Origin of the sequence: Chitinophaga parva (assembly GCF_003071345.1) — a bacterium.
GTDB classification, from domain to species: Bacteria; Bacteroidota; Bacteroidia; order Chitinophagales; family Chitinophagaceae; genus Chitinophaga; species Chitinophaga parva.
This window is the reverse complement of record NZ_QCYK01000004.1, coordinates 207,187-228,705: the sequence shown is the minus strand read 5'-3', so window position 1 is coordinate 228,705 and position 21,519 is coordinate 207,187. Positions and strand designations below refer to the sequence as shown.

Below are 21,519 nucleotides of genomic sequence, written 5' to 3'. Positions count from 1 at the left end.
CAAATGCCATCGTGGCGGGCTTGCGCAATGAAAAGTTAAAGTTACGAAGTTGTGCAACTAATGCGTGTGCAGTACTCGTAAATTTATACACCTGACAAAATGTTTCTGGCATTATTTTTAAAAATGAAGCAGTATGGTTAAGCAATGGATTTTAGCGGGTTTGCTCGGTTTGAGCCTTTCCGCCTGCGCACAGCAAGGCGATGATAAAATGCCGAAAGATATGAACAGGATCCCCAGGAACATGAAAACGGAAGTGGCCACATTCGGCGGCGGCTGCTTTTGGTGTACAGAAGCCCAGTTACAGCAGCTCCAGGGCGTACTCAAAGTGGAGTCGGGCTTCTCCGGCGGCACGGTGCCCAATCCCACCTACAAGGAAGTATGCACCGGCGAAACCGGCCATGCGGAAGTGGTACAGGTAACTTACGACCCCACAAAGATCACCTACGCAGAGTTGCTACAGGCCTTCTGGACCAGTCATGACCCCACCGAGCTGAATCGGCAGGGCAACGACGTAGGCACCCAGTACCGCTCTGTGATCTTCTACCACAACGAGGAACAACGCAAGGAGGCAGAATTTTACAAACAAAAACTGCAGGAATCCGGCGCGTACGACAAGCCCGTGGTAACGGAGATCTCGCCCTTCAAGGCCTTCTACAAAGCAGAAGACTATCACCAGGATTACTATGCCAATAACGGCTCCCAGCCTTATTGCATGTTCGTGATACGTCCCAAGCTGGAGAAATTCAAGAAGGTGTTCAAGGATCACCTGAAGCAGTAATAACCTAAACGGCAACCCTTAAAGGTTAATGGTGAGTCGCACAGCGGAGATCCCCGCGGAACGGCCTTACCATTAACCTTATTTTTTCCTGGTCCATGATGATGCTATCAATTTTTCCTGGATGAGTTACCGGCAACCAGCCTCTTCACCGATACTTTTTTATCCCAAAACCACTTCTTTCCCTCCCCAAGTCACGGTTTAAACACCAATCTCAGCCTTTTTTATACATTGTAAGGCAACCTAATGAAAATATCATTTTTTTAACATATATTCGTCAGGCACATTCTGTTGAGGTTCAACCATTCACAACCATACCCTAAATCCTAACAACACAAACCTATGGACCGCGTGAGATGTTTCTTTACCGTTAATGGCGTTTCAAAAGAGGTTATTTTTCAGAAGCTACCCCATCAGCCCCGTGTACTGGCCGAGGTAGACGATCTGCAAATAGAATTTGAACTGGTGCCCGAGGAAGGCGCGCACGTATGCGGCCAGCCCAGTGCGCTGACGGACTGCATTGAAAAAGTGATCCACCGGTACTATTCCTGATACGCCCTGGATTGCTCATTTTATGGAACCACCAGCCCCAACGATGCTCCCCATCGCCAGGGCTCCTTTTTCCCGGCGCCATTTATCCCTATACCATCATTCCAGCATTCCTGCTGCATTTCACCCGTTGCCAGGAAACCTTTTTGCCAGGCCTGTTTATCCTGTACCACCTTACTATCCCATTCCCCGGGGATGCTTTCCCACCCTGCAACTTTTCCTGTACTATTCATCCCACTTACCTGCATTTTACCCCGCGTCCTTTTCCAGGCATCAGGCCCTGGCCCCAAAAATCCCACGGTACGCGATTTGTTATCAACTTAACATCAATCATTTTCAAGTATAGAACCGTGACTACTGCACCCACTTGCCTGATCGTGGATGATGATGTGGATGACCAGGAGATCTTTTCAATGGCGCTGCGCGAATGTGGAAGGGATTATCCCTGCATATTCATCAATAACGCCATCGATGCCCTGGCAGAACTAACCGCAGGCGACCTACGACCGCAATACATTTTCCTGGACCTGAACATGCCCCGCATGAACGGTATCCAGGCGCTGGAACAACTCCGGGAAATGCCCAACCTGTCGCATATCCCGGTGGTGATCTATTCCACCTCCATGGAAGAACTATACCTCGATAAAACCCGCGCCCTGGGCGCAGCCGCTTTCATCACCAAACCTCCGACACTCAGGTTACTGTCGCAGGCCCTGGATGATTTTTTCAATCAACAATCTAACACGCAACCCTCTGCATGAAGACCAATGTAATGACCAGGCACCCCTTATTTACCAATGGTGGTAAACTGGGCGACATGATGGCCGCCAAGGACTGGAGCCAAACCAGCCTGGGTGATGTGGAAGAATGGCCGCAAAGTCTCAAAACCTGTGTGCGGATTATCCTCACCTCCCGCCAGCCCATGTTTGTATGGTGGGGCAAAGACCTGGTGAATCTTTATAACGATGCGTATTGTGATATCCTGGGCGGCAAACATCCCCGCGTACTGGGCATCCCGGCTGCGGAGGTATGGAGCGAGATCTGGGACACCGCCATCGCCCCCCGCGTAAAGAAATGCCTGGAGGATGCAGAAGGCACCTATGACGAAGCCTTGCGCCTGATCATGCACCGCAACGGCTTCCCGGAAGAAACCTATTATACCTTTTCCTATAGTCCCGTGCCGGGCGATGACGGACAGGCCGCCGGCATTATCTGCGCCAATACGGACGATACCCAACGCATTGTAAACGAGCGCCAGCTACACACCCTGCGCGACCTGGGCAAGATCGTACTGGACATCAAGGACGCTCCTTCCCTCTTTGCCGCCACCATCAATGTGTTGCGTAAAAATCCCGCCGACTTTCCTTTTGCCTGCCTGTATGGAATACAGCCGGACGGGCAGCACGCACTGCTGGTAGACTGTACCCAGCCTGGCCAGCCAGGTGAACTGTTTCCCGGCATGGTCAACATCACGGATGAAGCGGCCCCCTGGTTGCTGGCCCAGGTGGCCCGGTCCGGCAAACCAGCCATTGCCCGCCAGCTGCAAAACCTGCCTGCCGGCCTGGGGGAAGGCCCCTGGGAAGCCGCGCCGGAACAGGCGTTGATCCTGCCGGTACTACGCAGCGGGCAGCCCGCCCCCGAGGCTGTGCTGATCATAGGGCTCAATCCCTTCCGGCCCCTGAATGAGCAGTACCAGGGCTTTTTCCAGCTGGTTACGGATCAACTGGCCGCCGGCCTTTCCAGCATTTATGCGTATGAAGCGGAGCGCAAACGCGCGGAAGCCCTGGCAGCCATAGACCAGGCTAAGACAGCCTTTTTCAGCAACGTAAGCCATGAGTTCCGTACGCCGCTCACGCTCATGCTGGCCCCCCTGGAAAGCCTGTTGCAGCAGCCGCCCACCAGCTCCCTGGGTGAACACATGGACAACATTGAGGCCACCCATCGCAATGCCCTGCGCCTCCTCCGGCTGGTTAACACGCTCCTGGACTTCAGCCGTATGGAAGCGGGGCGCACGGCTGCGCAATACTCCCCGGTAGACCTGGGCGCCTTCACCACCGACCTGGCCAGCAATTTCCGGGCGGTGATAGAACAGGCAGGCCTGCTATACGACGTGTATTGTGAGCCGCAACCAGAGCCGGTTTACGTAGATATGGAAATGTGGGAAAAGATTGTCCTGAACCTTTTATCCAATGCTTTTAAATATACACTGCAAGGCAAGATCCTCGTAACGCTGAACTATGAGCAGGACCAGGCCGTACTACGGGTGGTAGATACCGGAGTGGGCATCCCGGAAACGGAGATCCCGCACATGTTTGAGCGCTTTCACCGCGTAGAGCACAGCGCCGGCCGCACCCACGAGGGTACCGGCATTGGCCTCTCGCTGGTGCAGGAGCTGGTAACCCTGCACGGCGGCACCATCCACGTAAGCAGTGTACTGGGCAAAGGCAGCGTATTTACGGTGACCATCCCCACAGGTACCGGCCACCTGCCTGCATCCCAGATCACTGGCGGCCCGCGCGTGTATCATTCCCGCCTGCCGGAAATGTTCCTGCGCGAAGTACTGAGCATGGAACACCCGCTGTCGCCGGAACGCATGGATGCTGGTGAAATACCCGCCACACATGGATTTACAGCCAGCACGCAGGTGCTGGTGGTAGATGACAATGCAGACATGCGCGCCTATATCCAGCGCCTGCTGCAACCCTATGTACAATTGCGTGTAGCGGCAAACGGGCGCCAGGCGTTGGATCTCATCAGGGAACGTCGCCCGGACCTGGTGATCAGCGACGTCATGATGCCCGTGATGGATGGCATTACCATGCTGCACACACTCAAAGCACACACAGATACGGCCGATATTCCCGTGATCATGCTTTCCGCCCGCGCAGGTGAAGAATCCCGCATTGAGGGCTACGAACTGGGCGCGGATGACTACCTGATAAAACCATTCTCCGCAAAAGAACTGCTGGCCCGCGTGCGCTCCCAACTCCGGCTTCATAAAAGCCGCCAGTACGCGGCACAGCAACTCCGCCACATCTTTGCCCAGGCCCCCGTGGCCATCAGCCTTTTCCTGGGGCCGGAGCACCGCGTGGAAATAGCCAATGACACCATGCTGGAGATCACTGGCCGCACCCACGAACAACTGGTAGGCCGGCCACTCCTGGAAGCACTGCCGGAACTGAAGGACCAGGGTATAGGGCCCATGCTGGACGAGGCTTTCAGCGGAAAACGCGTACAAGCTAAAGAACGCGCACTGCAGTTGATGCACAACGGTGTACTCACAGAAAGATACCACAGCTTTGTATATGAGCCCTTCCGCGATGAAGATGGCAACATCACCGGCCTGCTGGCGGTGGCCAATGATGTAACAGAACTGGTGCAAGCCCGCCAGCTGGCGCAAAGCAATGCACAGCAACTGGAAAAAATGGTAGCGCAGCGCACGCGTGAGCTGAAAGCCAGCAACGAGGCACTGCAACAAACCAACGAAGAACTGGAACAGTTTGCCTATGTATCCAGTCACGACCTGCAGGAGCCGCTGCGCAAGATCCAGACCTTCTCTGACCTGGTGATGCACAGCGCCGGAAAGCCTGGCTTTATACCTGCCAGGTATTTTGAAAAAATGCACCAGGCGGCTGCCCGCATGTCTGCCCTCATCACAGACCTGCTCAGCTTTTCCAGGCTGTCGCGCGTGGAGGAACCTTTCATGGCTACTGATCTTGAACAGGTACTGGGCAATGTACGCATTGACTATGAAATGGCCATCCGGGAAAAGGGCGCGGTGATCTCCGCCGATCCGCTGCCGGTTATCCATGCCATCCCCGTGCAAATGCAACAACTCTTTTCCAACCTCATTGGCAACGCGCTCAAATTTGCGGAGAAAGCACCCCGCATCCGCATCCGCGCTGCGGAGGCCACACCGGAGCAGGTGGCGGCACAACCCTCACTGGACAAGCACCAGCGTTACCTGCGCCTGCAGTTTGCAGACAATGGTATTGGGTTCGACCAGGTGTATGCGGAGCAGATCTTCACTATTTTCCAGCGCCTGCACGACCGGCGCACTTACCAGGGCACGGGCATAGGACTGGCTATTTGCAAGAAAATAGTACTGCGCCACAGGGGCGCTATCAGCGCGGAGGCATCAGAAGAAAAAGGTGCCTGTTTCCAGGTGTACCTGCCTTGGTAAAATCAGGCTGTTCATGGGAGTAAGTGGAATAATAGCGATAACGGTCCTGCACCGTATCCGGGCGCCCCGCTACTATCGGCCATTTTTCCGTATTTTTAAGATCATTCACCCCTTGCAAACACCATATGAAAAAGTACTTCTTCCTCGCCGCTTTAGGCGCCACTTCCTTTGCTGCAAAAGCCCAGCTTACCACGCAGCGCTGGGAAGCTACCATCAGCATTCCCAGCCCTACGGAATGTTTCCTGCAGTTTGATCATGACACCATGAAACTGTTCTCTAAAGACATGCCCACCGAACCGGTGGAAAGCATGCGCTTCACCGCTGCCAATGACACGCTGACCCTGGTAAAACTGGATGGTCAAAGTCCCTGCGACAATGCACCTGCCGTATACAAGGCCACTGTTAAAGACAACATGTTGCAGTTTGCCAGCATCGCGGATGCGTGCGATGTGCGGGTAAATGCATTAATAGAAACGCCCTGGAGGCCTTATACAGCGGGCGGTTCCCAATAATAAAGGAGCCCGGTGGCTATGACCGGGCTCCCTGAGGTTAATGGGTTAATGACACAATGGATGCCAGTAATGGGTGTAAGCAGTGCTAACCGGCAGATTAGCGCAAATGATGAAACGCGGGCTGCCCCACATGCATTTCCTGCATGCGCTTCACCGGGCATGCGGAGCACCGCGTCATAGATCCTGTACCGGGAGGACCGTCTCTCATAGAGAGTTGGCCAGGGCCCTCGCCCAGGGATACAGGTATGATTCAACAAAGTGGTTTCCGCCATGCGTTGCAAACCATCAAACCCTCGCCGCGGCGGGACTGCGGTACATATGGCTTAGGAGAAAATGAACTGTAAATATTATGGAGTGGAATTAACTCATAGTTTGCATGGTAAGTGGGTTGCCTCATTCATTGGACATAAATCGATCACGATTACAATATTAAAAGCTTTCATGGCAACATAACAGCAGCCAACGTGTAAGGCAGAAGCGGGAGTTATGATCCCGGGAGCGCGGGCATTCATCGCCCTTTTTATCAGTGCACATACCACCGTCGCAAAAAACTATTGCAGGTTTACAAGACTGCCCAGCCTTGCCAGCGCGGCGGCCTGGCTGCGCACGTACAGGTCAATATCCGGCTCTGCCAGCTTTTCGCACTTATCACTGTAAATAACGGACACGGGTATACGGGCTTTGTGCAGTTTGCTCATAGCTTCCTGGATGGCCAGGCCATGCTGGAACTCCATGTCGCTGAAATCTACGATCAGCGCATGCAAAGCTCCATCTGTGAGTACCCGGGCGATCTTTCGCTTAATAAAATCCGCATCGTCGTTACCGAATGCGCCGGGTTTATGTGTCCCTGAAAAAACCAAACGTCCTATGCTTACCTGTTCATATTCCTTCATCACAAAATAGGACGCAACTACGGTTACTGCTGCGTAATGATGTGGCATGAATGGATGGGTTGCCGAAAAGATACCACCTAATTTCTGGATATGCAAGAGACTGGTAGTCAATCCGCCAGGATACACCAGAACCGGGCATTTGCCAGTCGCGGGGCCACGTGAAATTTGCATCAAAACCCCGCGTTTACCTATTACCGTTTGTAATATTTTAACCGGCATGAATGCCGCTTCAGCATGGCATCTTAATTTTATACCATCCTGCCGTAAAGCACGTAGTTTCCCGCTTTTTAAAGCCAGGCCCTTATTTTGTTCTATAAAATCCACGTCATGAATAGGCTCCGGAAAATGTTGCGCAGCATTTGCCTGTTATTAACCTGTTGCATCGCTGACACCCGGGGGGCCGCACTGGCGCACACCCGCCTGGCCTGGGTGGCTATGCTGGCCAATACCCGCATCCGCAACGGGCTGAAAAGAATTGGACCGGCCACGCTGCCTGGGCTTTGCTATGACTCGGCCAACGCCCAATTCACATTAAATTTTTTAAAATAAGTTATGACGAATCATTTAATAATCATTTCAATAATATTATTTTCTTAAAAAATATAGTTTATTCATCCTTTTCCTATATAAATCGCTAAATTACCGCACTGAACAATATATTCAAATAAATAATTATATAATATTTAGTTGGAGATGAAGAAATTGAAGCAGGGATGTGATCTGAGCACATGTTTTTTATGCAAACGCTGCCTGCCGGAATGGCTGCCGGCGGTGGAGGCTAACCGGGAGCATCTTGCCTTTAAAAAAGGCGCCGTACTTTTCCAGGAAGGAGACCCGGTGCATGGCATTTATTTCGTGTACAGCGGCACGGTGAAAGTGCACAAGCAATGGGGCGAGGAAAAAGAGCTGATCGTGCGCTTTGCCACTGCGGGTGATATCATGGGCCACCGGGGCATTGGCAGTGAGCAGTATTATCCCATCACGGCCACTGCATTGGACGCAGTAACCGTATGCTTCCTGCCACTGGAGTTCCTGAAAACTTCCCTGAAGGTGAACCACCAACTGCTCTACGACCTGATGCTGTTCTACGCCGCGGAGCTGCAAACATCTGAAAAACAAATGCGCAACCTGGCCCACATGCCTGTGAAGGGCCGCGTGGCCAACGCGTTGCTGCAGCTCCAGGAAAAATTCGGCGTCACACCGGAGGGCTACATCGGCCTTTCCCTGAGCCGCCAGGACCTGGCAGCGTATGCAGGCACCACTTATGAAACGGTATTCCGCCTGCTCACAGAACTATCCGGCGAAGGCATCATCCAACATGCGGGAAGGGATATCAGGATCGTAGATGCCGCAAGACTGGCAGCATTTACTACGGCGTAGCGGTTGTTATCAACGGCAATAGCATCAACGTAAAAAGACAACACAACGATACTATCATCAAAGCAATCTGAGAACAAACAAAGATCCAACAGGGCTTGTAGCCATTGTTGGATTTTGTTTTTTAAATGCGTTGAAAAATTAAAAGTGGCACGTTGAATGTGCCTGCATTTATTGTAGAAGGGTTTCTACAATTGTTAAATTATCAGAACAGAACAACCATAGCCGGCAAGTTTCTGGGATTTTTTTTAGAATTTAGCGCCTTATGAAACAATGGCGTTGGTATATCGTGCTGCTGTTATCAGTATTTGCATATCGCATACTGGTACATGGCCTGCTGTGTGACTACGCCAGAACGCATGGGGCGGTAGGACAGTTGTTCCATAAAGAAAATAACTGGTCGCACTACGTGTTTAAAACGCGCAAGCGGAGTGTACCGCCTCCGCCTACTGCTGCTTCCGCCGCCATAGTGGCTCCTTGCGCGGGAAAAGAAACCGCGGATGGTTTTTTATTGCCCGCCCTCACCCTCTTATTTCAAAACACTTTTGCAAACGTAGCGCGCCTGTTTGTATGGCCGCTCCGGAGTGTCCCGCCCCCTTTGCCTGGAAAAGTATTCCTGAAACTGTGCTGCCTGCGCAGGTGATCCAAACCCTGCATTCCCGTCCTGCTTTAAAGCGGCTCTTGTAATGGGCCGCCATCCCTTTTCTCAGGGCATACCGCCCTGCTGTACTGCCATCTGTCTGCCGCGCTACCACCAATGCGCCGGGCAGCAAACCGTTTTAGATACCATGAAAAAGATCCTGATCATTGAACGCAATACCGGGAGCATCCAGATCAGCCAGCAGTTGCTGGTAGATGAAGGATATGCTGTGCTGATATTGTCGTCTGCCATCAAGCTGCTGAAGTATGAATTTGAACAACCCGATATTATCATCATCAACAGCCGCCTGTTTAACATGACATCTGCAGAGATCTGCCACCACCTGCAATTGCGGGACAGCCTGCGCCATGTGCCGGTGATCCTGGCCTATAACATTGGCGACGAAGCACGCCTCCCTGAACACTGTGAGGTGGCTGCCATCCTGGAAAAGCCCTTCCTCAGCGAAGACCTCCTGATGCTGGTAAAACGCTTCATCGGGTAAGCAGCTGATCGTTGATAACAGATAAAAAAATGGTTAAAAGTCAGGGGCCTGCCCCTGACTTTTAACCATTTAAGTTTTAACCCAACAACCTTTAGCCGTTAGCAACCTTTAATTCAATCCCCTGTGCTTCAGCATCGGCTTTATGTCCGGCTCATGGCCGCGGAAAGCTTTGAACATTTCATCGTAAGGAATGGTATTGCCGCGGGAGAGGATCATATCGCGGAAGCGCTGTCCATTCTCACGGGTAAGGCCGCCATGTTCCTGGAACCAGGAGAAAGCGTCGTCGTCCAGCATTTCCGTCCAGGCGTAGGCATAATAACCGGCGGCATAGCCGTTTTGCCAGATATGCAGGAAGTAGCTGGAGCGGTAGCGGGGCGGCACCGCAGGCAGGTTGATCTTGTTTTCCTGCAGGGCCAGGGCTTCCAGCTTATCCACGTCCTGCTTACCCTCTTTAGCTGTGAGCGTGTGCCATTTCATGTCTATTACATCAGCAGCCAGTATTTCGGTGAAGGCATAACCTTCGTTGAAAGTAGCGGCCTTTTTGATCTTGTCTACCAGCTCCTGCGGCATGGGCGCGCCGGTCTGGTAATGCACGGCGTAATGCGCAAATACCTTCGGATCAGAAGCCCAGTGCTCATTGAACTGGGAGGGAAATTCCACGAAGTCGCGCGCAGTATTAGGGCTGGCCAGGGAAGGATATTTTTGATCCGCAAAGAAGCCATGCAGGGCGTGGCCAAATTCATGGAACATAGTGGTCACCGCATCCCAGCTGATGAGGGCTGGCTCGCCGGCAGCGGGTTTGGGGAAGTTGCACACGTTATACACCACGGGTTGCTGGCCCAGTAATTTGGACTGGGTCACAAATTCATTCATCCATGCACCCCCATCTTTATTATCGCGTTTGTAATAATCACAATAGAACAAGGCCAGTTGTTTGCCATCCTTATCGAACACGTCAAACACACGCACATCGGGGTTGTACACGGGCAGGTCCTTGCGCTCTTTGAAGGTGAGGCCATAAAGTTGATTGGCGGCGTAGAACACCCCATCAGTAAGTACTTTGTTCAACTCAAAGTAAGGCTTGATGGCATTTTCATCGAGATCATATTTTGCTTTGCGCACCTGTGCGGAATAGAAGTTCCAGTCCCACGGCGTTAGTTGGAAGCCCCCTTTCTGCTGGTCTATCACAGCTTGTATTTCCTTAGCTTCCGCATTGGCCCTGGCCACGGCAGGCGGTATCAGTTTGGCCAGGAAGCTGGTTACGGCTTCCGGGGTGCGGGCCATCTGGTCGCGCAGTTTCCAGGCCGCATAGTTCTTATAACCCATGATCTGTGACTGGGCTACGCGGATCTCTGCCAGGCGGGAAATGAGCGCGCGGGTATCATTGCTGTCGCCTTTCTCCGCACGGTTGTAGGCGTTTTCAAACAACTGCTGGCGGGTGTTGCGATTGGTCAGTGATGCCAGGAAAGGCTGCTGCGTGGTGTTCTGCAGGGGTATTAGCCACTTGCCATCCTGCTTGGCATTCTTTGCATTTTCCGCGGCTGCTTTTATTTCTCCCGTGGAAAGGCCGTTGAGTAAGGCCGTATCACTTACTACCAGGGCGCCGGCCTTGTTGGCATGCTGGATCTTCGTCGTGAATTTGGCCATCAGCCCGGCTTCTTCCTGGTTCAGCTTTTTCAGGGCCTCGCGGGCGGAGTCACTGAGCGCGGCGCCGGCCAGTTCAAACTGCAGGTGATAGTATTCCAGCAGGGCTTTGTCTTCCCCTTCCAGCTTCAGGGAATCTTTTTTATCATACAATGTTTTTACGCGCTGGTACAATTTGGTATTGAGGAAAATGGCATCATGGTTGGCCGCCATTTCCGGGGCAATCGCTTCCTGTATCTGTTGCAGCGTATCATTGGAATTAGCTCCCAGCACACCGGCAAAGACCATGTAAGTACGGTTGAGCAAAGCGCCGGTCTTCTCCAATGCCACCAGCGTATTCTCAAATGTGGGTGCGTCCGTGTTATCGGCAATTTTGGCCACTTCTGCCTGTTGCTGTTTCATCCCTGCTTCCAGCGCAGGCTTGTAATCAGCCGTCCTGATCTTCGTGAAATCAGGCGCCTGCAAAGGCAGGGTACTGGCCTGGAAGAATGGGTTGGCGGTGGAATCGGCAGCAGGCTCCCCTCCTTTTTTGGGGCCACCGCTGTTGCAGGCCGTTGCCAGCGCCAGTAAGGCCAGGGCAGGCAGCGTAGAAATTGTTGTAATGCGCATGAGGTTGTGGAATGAGGTGATGAATAAGGTACCTAAAATACTGAAAAATTACCCTTCTCCCCGCATTCAACTTACTGCCTTTGTTTTACTACGAAAAAATTCGTAGTAAATACGAAAATATTCGTAGATTAGCTTTTGTATCTAAATCATATGGTATGAAAAAGATAATGCTGGCACTTTGCTGCATGCTCTGCACGCTGCATGCCCGGCCCCAATCCACGCCCATGGCCCTCTCCGCCCAAACCCGTGCCGCCGTGGTCACCCAGTTGCAACAATCGCTGATCGATGGCTATGTACACCTGGACACGGCCCGGCGCATGAGCGATTATATAGGGGGGCGCCTGCAACAGGGTGCTTATGATGCCATTACCTCTCCCCTGGAATTTGCCCAGGTGCTTACCACAGACCTGCGCCATGTATACCACGACGGGCACCTTTCGGTGAGTTACGATCCGCGGGATAACAACCCCGGTACGCCCCAGCAACACGCACCGCCTCCCGCCCACCGTGGCCCCAACCCCGAAGCCAGGGAAGATAATTACGGTATTAAGAAAACAGAGATCCTGAATGGCAACATCGGTTATCTGCGGGCAGACCGCTTCTGGGAGCCCACGCAGGAAGCCATGGCCACGGTGACTGCAGCTTTTAAGACCCTGGCAAACAGTGATGCCATGATCATTGACCTGCGTTATAATGGCGGTGGCTTTCCGCCAATGGTAGCCTTCTTCTGCAGCTTTTTATTGCCGCCGGGTACGCACATCAATGATATGTATACCCGCAAGACCGGGCGTACGGATAGTTTTTATACAATGCTGGCAGACAGCAGCCGTGCCTGGGAAAACAAGCCGGTGGTGCTGCTCACCAGCCGCCGCACGTTTTCCGGTGCGGAGGAAATGAGCTATGACCTGCAAACCCAGCACCGGGTAACGATTATAGGCGAAAACACCGGTGGCGGCGCCCACCCGGTGCGGGGCATTTCACTGGGCAATGGCTTCTCCGGCAACATACCGTTTGGACGGCCCATCAACCCTATTACGCATACAGACTGGGAAGGCACCGGCATCCATCCGGACATTGCCTGCGCAGCAAAGGATGCCCTGGAAACGGCGCAACTGCATATTTATGAAACGGCTTTGGCAAAGACCACCGATGACAACAAACGCCGCAAACTGACCTGGGCCAGGGACTTTCTCAATGCCAGCCTGCACCCCATACCGGTACCGGCCAGCACCCTGCAAAAATACACGGGCACATACGGAGAACGCACGGTAACACTGGAGCATGACACCCTGTTCATTACCGCCCTGGGCGGGCAGTTGCAGCAACTCATCCCCTTATCTGACAGTACTTTTAAAATGGCAGACTACGACAAAGTGGTCCTCACTTTTTCCCCGGATGCCAGTCAAATTACGTCCGAATACGACGACGGATTTGTGACAGCTGTAAAAAGAAGGTAAATGGGGCGCCGTGTTCACGGCGCCTTTTCTATGGCAACAACCCGAAAAGCAGGAACACCTACCGTTAACACAAATTTCATGTACAGGTTTTGCGCGCACCGCCTACTTTTGGTGCTGAATTGGCCAAGGAGATGGAAAGAAATCAGCTGCCTGATGAAGCAAAACTTGTAGCCCGCCTCCGGGAGGGCGATGACGCTGCTTTCCGGGCCATCTATGATTTTTACTGGCACGACCAGTACCGCCTGGCCCTGTATAAACTGGGCAGCCGCGAAACAGCGGAAGAACTTACCCAGGAAGTATTTACCAGCCTTTGGCAGCGCCGCCACCAGCTGGACCCCACGCAACCCATTGCCTATTACTTATTTGGCGCCATGAAGAACCAGGTGCTCAATGCCTGGCGTAAAAACAACTCCCGCGAAAAATACCTCCACGCACTCAGCCAGCAACCGGATAACCTGGTCACAGACAACACCCTGGAAACGGTGATCTCCGCCGATCTTTACCGCGCCCTCCTGCAGCAGGTAGACGCCCTGCCGGACAAATGCCGCGAAGTGTTTGTGCTCAGTCGCATCAAAGGCTACACCGTGCAGCAGATTGCCGATGAACTGCACATTTCCCCCAAAACGGTGAACAACCACCTGGTAAAGGCGCTCCGCCTCATGCGCCTGCACTTAAAAGACTACATGCCCCTGCTGGTATGGCTCATGTGGGAGCGCAAATGATCTCTTAACATTAAGTTCATATTGCACGGTAGGTGTTTGCACCTGCATACGGTAATTATTATCGTACACACGTCATAAAACGCAATGCAAACACACGAACGGGCCACCGCCGTAATATCGAAGTATTTAAAGGGACAAGCTACCACCGAAGAAAAAGAATGGCTGGAACAATGGTTCCTGGAAATGGGCAACGCCGCCCACCTGGAACTGGGCCCGCAAACCACAGCCGGCCAGCACAAACTACAGGAACGCATATACGATAACATCCAGCATACCATACTAGCACAACAACAACAACAACCGGGGCGCAAGCTCCACCCACTGCGTTGGTGGGCGTTGGGTGCGGCTGCCAGCATTGCGCTACTGATCGTGGCAAACTGGTACTGGCAGCGCCCCGCGCCCCCGGCCACGGTGGCCATGCGCACGGTAAGCACCCACACCGGCCAGCTCAGTGAACTGGTACTGCCTGATAGTACGGTGGTATGGCTGAATGCCAACAGCCGCCTGCATTTCCCCGCCACCTTCGGCGATATGCGCCAGGTAGAACTGGAAGGCGAAGCTTATTTTGATGTACACCCCGACCCGCAACATCCCTTCCTCATCCGTAGTGGCGCCTTTTGTACCAGGGTATTGGGCACGGCCTTCAGCATCCGCAGCTATGCGGTCTCCCACAGTTTCCGGGTGACGGTAAGCAGCGGTAAGGTAGGCGTGTACAACCCGGCAGACAGTACGCAGATGATCTTGCTGACGGCCAATGAACAACTGAACAGTGAGCAGGACGCCCTGCAACCCAATGTGCGGCACATTGAAGCGGGCAGCTATACCGCATGGAAGACCGGTGCATTGCGCTTTGACAAGGAAAGACTGGACGAAGTGGTGCAGGCCCTGGAAAACCGTTATGGGCAACACTTTATTATCTCTGATGGCCAACTGGCAGCCCTGCCGGTGAGCGGTGCATTTGACAAACAGGATAAACTGGAGAATGTAATGAAGATCCTGGCCCGCGTATACCATCTTCATTTCACACCTACTGCAAACGGCGATATCGCGATTCACTAACCTTCTAAAAACATACTGCCTATGCCAGGGATCATTACCTGACCACACTGCTACACAAAAAAACCGGACCACGCAAAACGTGTAATCCGGCCTGAAATGCCTGTCACACGCCGGGGCCTGAGAAACCAATGCGTGCAGTGCAGGCGGGTTATTAATTAACCGGAATGATTAACTAATAAACATGGTAAAAGTATGAATTTTTTCCAGGGGGAACCCTATGCTTATTTAAAAAAGGTTATGCGCATTTCCTGCTATGTGGCCGCCCTCAGCATGCTGGCCACAAACCTGATGGCGAGTGAGCCCAGCAAGGGGCAAAGTATCCGGGACATCCGCTTGTCCGTGAGTATGCAGCACCAGCCTTTGCGCAACGTGCTCACCCGGATCGCCACGCAGTCTGAAGTAAAGATCTACTTCAATGACCAGCTGGTAGACAAACACGATGACGTAAGCGTGACCGCCCGGAACGAGCCACTGATGGACGTCCTGGACCATGTACTGCAACCGCAGGGCATGATGGCCCAGGTGTTTGAGAACAACCGCATTATTGTCAGTGCGGTGCCACAGCCCGTGAGCGGCAGTGTAAAGGACGCCCACAAGGCCGCCCTGCCGGGGGTGGGCATCCACATTAAAGGCAGCGCCCAGGGTACTATCACAGACGCCAATGGTAACTTCACACTTAACATTTCCGAGGAAGGCGCCACCCTGGTGATCTCCTACATTGGTTTTGTAAGCCAGGAGATCAAAGTAATGCCCGGCCAGCACCTGCAGATCGTGCTGAAGGAAAGCCGCACCCAGCTCAATGAAGTACAGGTACAGGCCCGCAAACGCACCAACACGGATGCCGCAGTGCTGCTGGAACGGAAGGCCTCTGCCGTGGTGCAGGACGCCATCTCCGCTGCCAGCATTGAAAAAACGGCCAGCATTACCACCACCCAGGCATTGCAGCGCGTGAGCGGTGTAACCATTACGGATGATAAATACGTGGCCATCCGTGGTCTCGGCGACCGCTCTGTGATAGGCCAGCTGAACGGGGTACGCCTCGCTTCTTCTGACCCCGACCGCAGCGCCATTCCACTGGACCTGGTGCCCGCATCCCTGCTGGATAATATCACCATTTACAAAACTTATACACCGGATAAACCGGCCGACGCCGCCGCCGGCATCGTGGAGCTGAAAACCAGGTCTGTGCCGGATTCCGCAGCATTAAGCATCACCATACAAAGCGGTTACAATACCAACATCGGCCCCGGTGGCAGCGTAAATAGTTTTTACAACTCCGACCCCGGTTTCTTCGGCCAGAAAGTAAAGAACGCCGGCCTTTCACAGGACTTTGTAAACCTGGGCAAACAATACCCCAATGGTTATGGCAACCTGCAAGCCGCGCTGGCAGCCAGTCCTGGCGACCCCGCCCTGAAAGCCGAAGCCACCCGTGTAAATAATATCATGCACAGTTTTGATCCCGTGCTCACTACCCGTTACGCACCGGGTAAACTGAACCAGATCTACTCCGCTACTTATGGCAACAGCTTTACATTGTTCCATAAACACAAGCTGGGCGTGATCGCTGGTGTGAACTATTACGAGCGGGAAACAGACATTCACGGCGGCGACCTTACGCAATGGAGCATTTACCAGGGTGTACTTACCGGTAATGGACAAGTGAACAGTACGCGCATTATTCCTAACTACATTACACCCAATAACCTGAACCTGGGTAAATATATTTCCTACAAGGAGAACACCGGCACGCAAACGCTCAACTATGGCTTCCTGGGCGGCCTCACTTACCGCTTCAATGCGCTGAACGAGATCAGTCTCCAGTACCTGGGCAGCCGCGGTGCAGATGTGCAGGCAAGCAACCTGTATGGTTATTACGAATATACCGGCCTGCCTGGTACGGTGGAGAACATCGTGTACTCCCTGAAACGCAGCTACCGCACACTGAATACATTCAACCTCCAGGGCGAGCACAAGTTCTGGAAAGGGGAATACGCACCCCGCCTGAGTTACAACGGCGCTACTTCCACCTCCAGCCAGGATGACCCGGACTACCGTTTTGTAAACCTGGCAGTGTACCACCCCATCGGTAGCGGCTCCATTACGGGTCCCAACACTTCACCCGGCAGCGCCGGAGACCCCATCGGCACCCCGGTGTATTACTCCCTGGTATCCGGTTATGTGAATGGTTACGGCCCGTACGGCATTATCCAGGCCGATCCCAATGGCCGCCGCTATCGCCGCCTGCACGAGACGAACTATAACTACAAGGCTGACCTGGCCCTGCCTTTCCGCATGCTGGGCAACCACCAGGAATTTAAACTGGGCGGCAACTACCTGCACCGCGACCGCACCTTCACAGAAAACGTGCTGTCGCTCCCCGGCTCCAACTTCTCCTCCACCGGCAACCTGGCCCTGTACGCCGTGCATGGTGACCTGGACCACCTGGTAGGTTATGACCAGATAGGCGTAAAAATGCCTGCCAGTGCCACAGGCGAAGGACAACCCGCCGTGGGTGGTTTCCTCTATAATGCACAGAAATCGCCGAACAATTACAAAGGTTTTTATGAGACCCGTGCCTTCTACGGCATGCTGGACCTGAAGCTGCGCGAGAACCTGCGCCTTACCGGTGGTGCCCGTTTTGAGATGAATGATATTGAAGCTGCCGTGGATACTTCCGGCGTGTTCCTCGATCCTTCCCTCACGGCGCCCAGCAAGGATGGCAACGCGGTGAAGCTGGTCTTCACCGAGCCCAATTCCGTTTACAAAACAAAGTATAAGCCCTACTATTCCCTAAACCTGACCTACACCCTCAAACAGGACATGAACTTCCGCCTGGGCTACAGCACCACGGTGGCAAGACCGGAACTGCGCGAGCTGACCAACGTGTTTGAATTTGACCCCTTCCAGTTTGCCCTGGTAGTGGGCAATCCCAAGCTGGTGAACCAGTCTACAACGAACTATGATTTCCGTTGGGAATGGTTCCCCGGTACGGGAGAAGTGATCTCCGTTTCCGCCTTTTACAAACAGATCGATCACCAGCTGACCAAGGTGTATTCTGAAAACTCACAGGGCGTGGATGCCCGCTACCCGGAGTTCCCGGCGGTGAAGTTTGAAAATGATCCCAACCAGGGCCACGTATATGGCCTGGAGCTGGAAGCCGTGAAAGACCTGGGCAAGCTGTACGACCCGTTCCGCCACTTCTTCCTGGGTGCTAACCTGCTGCTGGCGCAGAGCGACATCAAGAAATCGGCGGAAAGGCTGGCCGCCTCCCGCGCCATTGACCGCCGCTCGCCTTCTAACAGCCCGCTGTTTGAACAGGCGCCCTATTCCCTCAATGCGTTCCTGAACTATAACAACCCTAAAACACGTACAGACATCAACGTTAGTTTCAACGAAGTGGGTGAGCGCCTCATCCAGATCAACCTGAGCGGGGAGCCGGACCTCTACAGCCGTCCCATGCCCGTGCTGGACCTGGTGTTCAGCCAGTACCTGACCAGGCGTTTGCAACTGAAAGGCTATGCCAAGAACATCCTGGACCAGCCCTACCAGGAAGTGTACGCCAACCCCGGTACCGGCGGTAAGTATTACGGCAAATCGTATATCCGCCGCAGTTACCGCCGCGGATCAGAACTGATGCTGGGCCTCACCTACAATATTTTTTAAACGAACGACTATGCAAGTAAACAGATATATCACCGGCATCCTGCTGCTGGCCGGCCTGGGGGCCTGCAAGAAGCAGAAAGCAGACTACCGCTACGTAGAGCCGGATCAGCCACAGGTGCTTACCGGGTCTACCGTGCGCCTCCAGAACCTGGGCCGCGCCGGCACAGAACTGGTCATCAATGGCGACACGCTTACCAGCATGATACCACCCAGCCTGGAAGGCCTTTACCTGGCGGATAATACCCGGCCTACCGCCTATTTTACCAATGGCCGCTTGGGTAGCTCCTACACCATTCCCCAGCGCTTCATTGGTGCAGATGGCACCGCCCGGCTGACCATCGGCAGCCTGGGTAACGCACAGCCAGAGCCCTTGCTCTATACCAAATCCTTTACTATTAAGGAAGACGTGAGCCATCCTACCGATTACTACAACGTGTTATTCGGGGACGCAACGGTGGACATCATGAGCACCGACAGCCTGTTCACCCTGCAGCGCTCCATCTCCCCGCCCAATAACCCGCAGCATTTCAAGGTACGCCTGCTCAATCTCAGCTCCTCTCCTGCCAAGGGCAATGTACAAGGGAATATGAGCCTGGTGTTTGCAGACGGTACCACCGTAAGCAGTACCACCAGCAACATAGCGCCCGGCAAAGCCTCGGAATACGTAGAAGTACCTTATGGCGCCTACCAGTTCAAAGTGCAGGACGCAGCCGGCCATATAGTGCCTGCCGTACCCACTGGTTTTGATGAATCAAAGACCATTAACGTGAACAACGGCAACATGTCAATAACCACCGCCGCCAGCGCGGTGCCCATTGAACCGGGCTTTACCTGCGCGCCCTTGCACACTTTCCAGCCAGGCGGCGTATACACCATCCTGGTATCGGTAAATGGCAGCTTCAATTACTACCCCAGCGGCAGCAATGTTTCTTCCCCAACGGTGTTCAATGCCTTCCGCATTATCACAGACATTACAGAGCCGCTGAATGTGACCTACGGCCATGTACAGGCGGTAAATGCCCTGCCCAACTCCCAGCTGAACGTGAGCATTGACGGTGCTGTCATTAGCAACAGCAGCCTGGAATACACCAAGGCCTCCGCTTACCAGACACTTATAACGGGAAAGCATACACTAAAAGTGCAGGATGTAAAAAGCAACACCATGGTGGACACCAGTTTCCAGCTGACCGGCAGTGATAACTATAGCATCTGGGTATTTCCCGGGGCAGGTGGTAAAGCCGTAGTGAAAATGGTGGCCAATAACCTGAGCGGTAAATTCTATTACAATGAGAACAACGCCGGCGATGATGGCACCTATGACCAGTACACCACCGCCATGCCCTTCTGGATCCGCTTCCTGAACCTGAGCACTGATGTACCGGAGGTGACCTTCACCCAGGCCAATGGCCAACCCTTCCTGGGCGTAACCAACCGTGTATCCACCTTGCCGGCCAGCCAGCACCTTGCACAAGGAGCGGTAGTGAACATCGACCCCTACGTGATGTTGTCGCCCAGCTATGGCGCCAGCCAGATCCTGGCCTATGCTTCCCGGCCCAATGTAACACCCGGCAACTGGCTGCAGGCAGTGCCCGCGCTGAAAGGCACGGACTTCATTGCCCGCCCGGCACTCTACCCCGGCCAGCAGCCGCAGTTTGAGACCGGCGTGTATACGGTAGCGTTAGTAGGCAGCCTGAAAGACCAGTCTGCAAAAATGATCATCATAAAGCATAACCAATGATAAAGCTCTTCAACAGGCAAGGTATGTCCTGGTGCCTGCTGGCCCTTGCAGGCGCTTTGCAACTGGGTGCCTGCCGCAAAACAGACTACCCAACGGTGCAAAGCCCGGCTTACCTGCGCGTATTCAATGACCTTACTTATAACGTTACACTCGACAACAAGGATGCCCCGCCACCATATCTCATCATGATGATAGACCCGGTGATGGGCGACAGCAGCGCACCGGTAAGCGCTGCCATAACCTGCGATTACCTGAACACCCGCGGTGAACTGGCGAGGCCTTACCCCGATGCGGGGAACACCTCTCTTTGGCAAACGGAATTTCCCGGCACCATGAAAGTGGCCGTGGGCCCCATTCTGAACGGCTACGACCTTTCCAGCTACGGCCAGGTGCCCAGTGGAAAACACCGCTTCGTCTTTGCCACCCGCCCGCTTAGCAACGCGCCTTTCTTCAGCCTTAGCGCAGAAAACCGGAAGCATTTCCTGGTAGACACCGTATTGGATCTGCAACAGGGGGAAGTATATACCATGAATATCCTGGAGCAATCCGTGTACACAGCAAAGACCATAGCCTACGTGCGCCAGGAGCAGTTCACCAGGCAGTCCTTCTCTGATTCGGCCGTGTATGTGAACTTCTATAACCTCAGCGCGGAAGGCTACAACCAGACCTTCGTGTATGACGAGGCCGGGGGTAACCTGAACCGCAACCTGAAAGACACCATGAATGTGTATTACACGCTGTTTGGCACCTCTCCCGGCGCTAACCAGCCCGGCCAGTTGCCCGGCTACCAGAACGTGTTCATGACCACCATGCTGCGCTCACAGGAACCCGTGGCGCATCCTTACTATCATTTCCCGCTGTTTCCCATTCCTTCATGGAACCGCATCTATGCCGGGCAACAAAGCCAGAAGTTCACCTTCTCCGCGCCCAGCAACCCATCTGACCACCTGGACAATGGTGCTAACGTGGAGAACTATGGTAACGCCGCCACGGTAAGCATAGGCCCTGTGGCCGGCACCGCTGTGTACAACATCATGGCCGACCAGAACACAGGCCTGATCATCTCTATCCGCTCCGGCATTTACAATCCCCGTTCATTCGCCACCATCAATACGATCGAGTATGTGAACGGCAATGTGTACCTCACCGTGCTGCAGCGCAAATATGATCCGCCCATTTACTAAACCACCGCAATC

18 protein-coding genes are annotated in these 21,519 nt (G+C 53.6%); 15 read left to right on the top strand and 3 right to left on the bottom strand.

Annotation, left to right across the window (positions count from 1 at the left end; all coding sequences use genetic code 11):
• The first annotated feature begins 133 nt into the window (after positions 1–133).
• On the top strand, positions 134–778 hold the full coding sequence (msrA, locus tag DCC81_RS25060; protein ID WP_108689509.1) for a peptide-methionine (S)-S-oxide reductase MsrA: 645 nt from the start codon (positions 134–136) through the stop codon (positions 776–778).
• A gap of 339 nt (positions 779–1,117) precedes the next feature.
• Positions 1,118–1,327, top strand: coding sequence for a hypothetical protein (locus DCC81_RS25055; protein ID WP_108689508.1), 210 nt, complete (start codon positions 1,118–1,120; stop codon positions 1,325–1,327).
• Between the two features lie 20 nt (positions 1,328–1,347).
• Here DCC81_RS25055 and DCC81_RS25050 read toward each other — a convergent pair whose 3' ends face one another.
• Complete coding sequence (locus DCC81_RS25050) at positions 1,348–1,557, bottom strand: hypothetical protein (RefSeq protein ID WP_133177803.1); 210 nt, start codon at positions 1,555–1,557, stop codon at positions 1,348–1,350.
• Positions 1,558–1,674: 117 nt separating this feature from the next.
• Between DCC81_RS25050 and DCC81_RS25045 the strand changes: the two genes are divergently transcribed.
• From DCC81_RS25045 to DCC81_RS25035, 3 genes are all read left to right on the top strand, one after another.
• A complete protein-coding gene (locus DCC81_RS25045) occupies positions 1,675–2,085 on the top strand; it encodes a response regulator (protein WP_108689506.1) in 411 nt (136 codons plus the stop codon).
• Positions 2,082–5,507, top strand: coding sequence for an ATP-binding protein (locus DCC81_RS25040; RefSeq protein ID WP_108689505.1), 3,426 nt, complete (start codon positions 2,082–2,084; stop codon positions 5,505–5,507). The genes DCC81_RS25045 and DCC81_RS25040 overlap by 4 nt, the downstream gene beginning before the upstream one ends.
• Before the next feature lie 125 nt (positions 5,508–5,632).
• Positions 5,633–6,019 carry a hypothetical protein gene (locus DCC81_RS25035; RefSeq protein ID WP_108689504.1) on the top strand — a complete coding sequence of 129 codons (387 nt, stop codon included), beginning with the start codon at positions 5,633–5,635 and terminating at the stop codon, positions 6,017–6,019.
• Positions 6,020–6,570: 551 nt separating this feature from the next.
• Here the strand turns inward: DCC81_RS25035 and DCC81_RS25030 are convergent.
• Positions 6,571–6,960 carry a hypothetical protein gene (locus tag DCC81_RS25030; protein WP_108689503.1) on the bottom strand — a complete coding sequence of 130 codons (390 nt, stop codon included), beginning with the start codon at positions 6,958–6,960 and terminating at the stop codon, positions 6,571–6,573.
• A 279-nt stretch (positions 6,961–7,239) separates the two neighbouring features.
• Here DCC81_RS25030 and DCC81_RS25025 point away from each other — a divergent pair, with 279 nt between their 5' ends.
• The 4 genes from DCC81_RS25025 to DCC81_RS25010 all read left to right on the top strand — a co-directional run bounded on the left by DCC81_RS25025 (position 7,240) and on the right by DCC81_RS25010 (position 9,431).
• Positions 7,240–7,461: a hypothetical protein gene (locus tag DCC81_RS25025; RefSeq protein ID WP_108689502.1), complete on the top strand. Its 222-nt coding sequence runs from the start codon at positions 7,240–7,242 to the stop codon at positions 7,459–7,461.
• 144 nt (positions 7,462–7,605) lie between these two features.
• Positions 7,606–8,292 (top strand): Crp/Fnr family transcriptional regulator, encoded by a 687-nt coding sequence (locus DCC81_RS25020; protein ID WP_108689501.1) that lies wholly within the window; start codon positions 7,606–7,608, stop codon positions 8,290–8,292.
• Between the two features lie 262 nt (positions 8,293–8,554).
• Positions 8,555–8,932 (top strand): hypothetical protein, encoded by a 378-nt coding sequence (locus DCC81_RS25015; RefSeq protein WP_108689500.1) that lies wholly within the window; start codon positions 8,555–8,557, stop codon positions 8,930–8,932.
• Positions 8,933–9,077: 145 nt separating this feature from the next.
• Positions 9,078–9,431, top strand: coding sequence for a response regulator (locus tag DCC81_RS25010; protein WP_165806736.1), 354 nt, complete (start codon positions 9,078–9,080; stop codon positions 9,429–9,431).
• 108 nt (positions 9,432–9,539) lie between these two features.
• Here the strand turns inward: DCC81_RS25010 and dcp are convergent, their stop codons facing one another.
• On the bottom strand, positions 9,540–11,684 hold the full coding sequence (gene dcp / locus DCC81_RS25005; RefSeq protein ID WP_108689498.1) for a peptidyl-dipeptidase Dcp: 2,145 nt from the start codon (positions 11,682–11,684) through the stop codon (positions 9,540–9,542).
• A gap of 155 nt (positions 11,685–11,839) precedes the next feature.
• Here dcp and DCC81_RS25000 point away from each other — a divergent pair, with 155 nt between their 5' ends.
• The 6 genes from DCC81_RS25000 (at position 11,840) to DCC81_RS24975 (ending at position 21,507) form a co-directional block, all read left to right on the top strand.
• Entirely contained in the window at positions 11,840–13,141 is a 1,302-nt protein-coding gene (locus tag DCC81_RS25000; RefSeq protein ID WP_108689497.1) for a S41 family peptidase, read from the top strand.
• A gap of 131 nt (positions 13,142–13,272) precedes the next feature.
• Entirely contained in the window at positions 13,273–13,863 is a 591-nt protein-coding gene (locus DCC81_RS24995; RefSeq protein WP_133177802.1) for an RNA polymerase sigma-70 factor, read from the top strand.
• An 84-nt stretch (positions 13,864–13,947) separates the two neighbouring features.
• A complete protein-coding gene (locus tag DCC81_RS24990) occupies positions 13,948–14,922 on the top strand; it encodes a FecR family protein (protein ID WP_108689495.1) in 975 nt (324 codons plus the stop codon).
• Between the two features lie 237 nt (positions 14,923–15,159).
• Complete coding sequence (locus DCC81_RS24985; protein ID WP_108689526.1) at positions 15,160–18,585, top strand: TonB-dependent receptor; 3,426 nt, start codon at positions 15,160–15,162, stop codon at positions 18,583–18,585.
• Positions 18,586–18,595: 10 nt separating this feature from the next.
• Positions 18,596–20,323: a DUF4397 domain-containing protein gene (locus tag DCC81_RS24980; protein ID WP_108689494.1), complete on the top strand. Its 1,728-nt coding sequence runs from the start codon at positions 18,596–18,598 to the stop codon at positions 20,321–20,323.
• Positions 20,320–21,507 carry a hypothetical protein gene (locus DCC81_RS24975; protein ID WP_108689493.1) on the top strand — a complete coding sequence of 396 codons (1,188 nt, stop codon included), beginning with the start codon at positions 20,320–20,322 and terminating at the stop codon, positions 21,505–21,507. The genes DCC81_RS24980 and DCC81_RS24975 overlap by 4 nt, the downstream gene beginning before the upstream one ends.
• Positions 21,508–21,519: the final 12 nt, after the last annotated feature.

Excerpts from the sequence above, each read along its gene's own strand:
- msrA (WP_108689509.1), top strand. The coding sequence starts at position 134 with ATGGTTAAGCAATGGATTTTAGCGGGTTTGCTCGGTTTGAGCCTTTCC.
- DCC81_RS25055 (WP_108689508.1), top strand. The coding sequence starts at position 1,118 with ATGGACCGCGTGAGATGTTTCTTTACCGTTAATGGCGTTTCAAAAGAG.
- DCC81_RS25050 (WP_133177803.1), bottom strand. The coding sequence starts at position 1,557 with ATGAATAGTACAGGAAAAGTTGCAGGGTGGGAAAGCATCCCCGGGGAA.
- DCC81_RS25040 (WP_108689505.1), top strand. The coding sequence starts at position 2,082 with ATGAAGACCAATGTAATGACCAGGCACCCCTTATTTACCAATGGTGGT.
- DCC81_RS25035 (WP_108689504.1), top strand. The coding sequence starts at position 5,633 with ATGAAAAAGTACTTCTTCCTCGCCGCTTTAGGCGCCACTTCCTTTGCT.
- DCC81_RS25030 (WP_108689503.1), bottom strand. The coding sequence starts at position 6,960 with ATGCCACATCATTACGCAGCAGTAACCGTAGTTGCGTCCTATTTTGTG.
- DCC81_RS25025 (WP_108689502.1), top strand. The coding sequence starts at position 7,240 with ATGAATAGGCTCCGGAAAATGTTGCGCAGCATTTGCCTGTTATTAACC.
- DCC81_RS25020 (WP_108689501.1), top strand. The coding sequence starts at position 7,606 with ATGAAGAAATTGAAGCAGGGATGTGATCTGAGCACATGTTTTTTATGC.
- DCC81_RS25015 (WP_108689500.1), top strand. The coding sequence starts at position 8,555 with ATGAAACAATGGCGTTGGTATATCGTGCTGCTGTTATCAGTATTTGCA.
- DCC81_RS25010 (WP_165806736.1), top strand. The coding sequence starts at position 9,078 with ATGAAAAAGATCCTGATCATTGAACGCAATACCGGGAGCATCCAGATC.
- dcp (WP_108689498.1), bottom strand. The coding sequence starts at position 11,684 with ATGCGCATTACAACAATTTCTACGCTGCCTGCCCTGGCCTTACTGGCG.
- DCC81_RS25000 (WP_108689497.1), top strand. The coding sequence starts at position 11,840 with ATGAAAAAGATAATGCTGGCACTTTGCTGCATGCTCTGCACGCTGCAT.
- DCC81_RS24995 (WP_133177802.1), top strand. The coding sequence starts at position 13,273 with ATGGAAAGAAATCAGCTGCCTGATGAAGCAAAACTTGTAGCCCGCCTC.
- DCC81_RS24990 (WP_108689495.1), top strand. The coding sequence starts at position 13,948 with ATGCAAACACACGAACGGGCCACCGCCGTAATATCGAAGTATTTAAAG.
- DCC81_RS24985 (WP_108689526.1), top strand. The coding sequence starts at position 15,160 with ATGCGCATTTCCTGCTATGTGGCCGCCCTCAGCATGCTGGCCACAAAC.
- DCC81_RS24980 (WP_108689494.1), top strand. The coding sequence starts at position 18,596 with ATGCAAGTAAACAGATATATCACCGGCATCCTGCTGCTGGCCGGCCTG.
- DCC81_RS24975 (WP_108689493.1), top strand. The coding sequence starts at position 20,320 with ATGATAAAGCTCTTCAACAGGCAAGGTATGTCCTGGTGCCTGCTGGCC.